Below are 2,258 nucleotides of genomic sequence, written 5' to 3'. Positions count from 1 at the left end.
TGCGCCATTCGAAACGTAGTTGACTTGTACCAGTTCACCTACTGGTGAACCTGATATCAGCGTCAGCTTCGGTGTTTCTTCAGGAACCGTCGTCTTGTCAGGTGTGTAGCCGTCTAAGCTGGGGGTCACTTCTGCATAGTTGCTTGAAGGTGTCGCTGACGTGATTTTGCCAGTCACGTCATCGGTTGTAATCGTCCAGTTGACGGTCTGAACATCTGACTCAGGAGCGCCATCCTTCTTACCATTAATTGTGTACTCGATGGTCCGAGTCGTGATGGCAGTGGACTCACTCTTGCCATGCTTAAAAGACACAGTAAACGTCTTCCCGTCATCTTCAAGAGCAAAGGTGAACCCATCTGGAATGTCATCTTTATCGAGTACATAACCTCGTTGTTCAATATCGGCAATCGCCTTATTAACGTCATCAAGGCCATTGACTTCGCCAGTCTTGCCAGTGATCTGTTTTGCTTTTTGGATTTCGTTACCAGTTGTCCCATCAACAAACTTGACAGTTGCGCTGTATGCTTTTTGAACATAGACAACCACATGAGTTTCGTTGCTGCTCGTGATGATCTGAGTCGTCTTCGCACCTGGGTCAACCAAGCTGTAGCCCTGGTCCGTCACCTTCTGAAGCGCATCCCGATAAGGTGTCGTTTCTTGAATGGTGACCGAGTGATTCAACTTGCCTTTGATTGCAGCCTGTCCCACAACGTTATTCGTGTTATCTTTATCAACAAAATCTACGTTGAGGGTGCCAACCGCATTATAGTGAAAACTGTTAAGTTTGAAAGTCTGAGCCGAATGCGCATCCCCTGTCGAAGCGCCAATGAAGAAGGACACTAGATGGTCTGCAGGAATGAAATCGGAGATGTTTTCCGTCCAAGTCAGGGTGTTAGCAGGAATAACGGTTTGCCACCAATCATCGCTTACACCTTGAGGTCTAGTCAGTGTCACTTTCAACGTATGACTGGCCGCATCATAGTGAACGTGCAAACCCGTATAAGACGAATCGATTTGTTTTGCAGAGTGCGCGTCGGTATCAATCGTGACACCGTTCGCATCAGTGTTCACGAATGCGCCAAACGCAGCCATGCCCTTCGGATCAGCGCCAAAATATGGTACGCCTGCGGGATTACGGTCATCGTCCTGTCCCACACCACCGTTGTAGTATGTGTCCGCTTTCCAGCCGAACGCGCCTGGCAAAGTGGCAAAACCAAGAGAACCACCCTTTTGGCCAACCTGATCAGTGCTGCCGGTGTGGAAACCAATTGATACCCCATCACCTTTTGAAACATTGATGGTGGCGTCCATATCAAAATCATAATCAAGGTCGATCTGAGTGTTCAGAGTTAAGTTACCTGATTGATTCTCTAAATCAGGTGTCAGCGTCACGATGGCAGATTGATCATCCGCCGACGTGGCAATCGAGGCGTTCCCATTGGCTTTAAAATTAGCATCGAGAGTCTTGCTAGAGCCATCCAGGTTCTTATTCTCGCTGTCATCAGTCGCTGCATCACTGGTTGCTGCATCACTAGAAGGTGCAGCGCTTTGGCTACCGTCTGTAGTCGGATCAGCAGATGTGGCATCTACGAACGCTTTTTGAGTAGGCGCAGCGTCAGGCGTTGCCGCCTTACTTGCTGCCGAGGTTGCTGTCAGCGGAGCAGCGCTGCTTGCAGCCGGCGCAGCGGAACTAGTTGAATCAGTCGCCGAAGAACTGGCCGAGTCAGTTTGTGCTGCGGCAGCACTCGGCGCCTCAGAAGCGGCGCTCGCAACTTGATCCGGGACCTGTTGGGTCGCCGTCACTGCGGCGTCATTCGTTGCAGCGGACACACTCTGGCCGCCAACGGTCGAAATCCCGATGCCAAGCCCGAAAGCAGCAATGCCCGCAACCAACCATTGTCTGCCGGCTTTATACATCTTGAAATGTACCTTAATCTCCCGATTGTTCATAATTTTCCCCCATATTTTATAAAAAAGAAGTGACTTATAGATAATATCTATAGCTACGTTTTCAATTATACGGGGTAGGAATATATAAGCAAATTAGAATGCTAAAAATTCATCGTCAACTACAAAAATTTTGTTTCTTTTATTTGCGATGTGTTCATTGCTGGAGCTGTTCAGGGTTGAAGGCCGACTTTCGTCAATGTGTTCTTTCCGAACGGCATAAATCCACATTTATCAAGGCGTCAATCGTCAAATCACCTCAATTTTCAAGTCAAGTGCAACGATGATAACGAATCCTTGATAGTGGTCTA

At 48.3% G+C, this 2,258-nt stretch carries 1 protein-coding gene; it reads right to left on the bottom strand.

Annotated elements, in window-relative coordinates; genetic code table 11:
- The coding region (locus tag FC75_RS10015; protein WP_056989804.1) for a lectin-like domain-containing protein at positions 1 to 1,950 on the bottom strand (1,950 nt) is incomplete at its 3' end.
- Positions 1,951 to 2,258 lie beyond the last annotated feature (308 nt).

This window comes from Lacticaseibacillus camelliae DSM 22697 = JCM 13995 (assembly GCF_001436615.1).
Classification (GTDB): Bacteria; Bacillota; Bacilli; order Lactobacillales; family Lactobacillaceae; genus Lacticaseibacillus; species Lacticaseibacillus camelliae.
The sequence above is the reverse complement of the archived record's forward strand: the minus strand, read 5'-3'. Positions and strand labels throughout refer to the sequence as shown.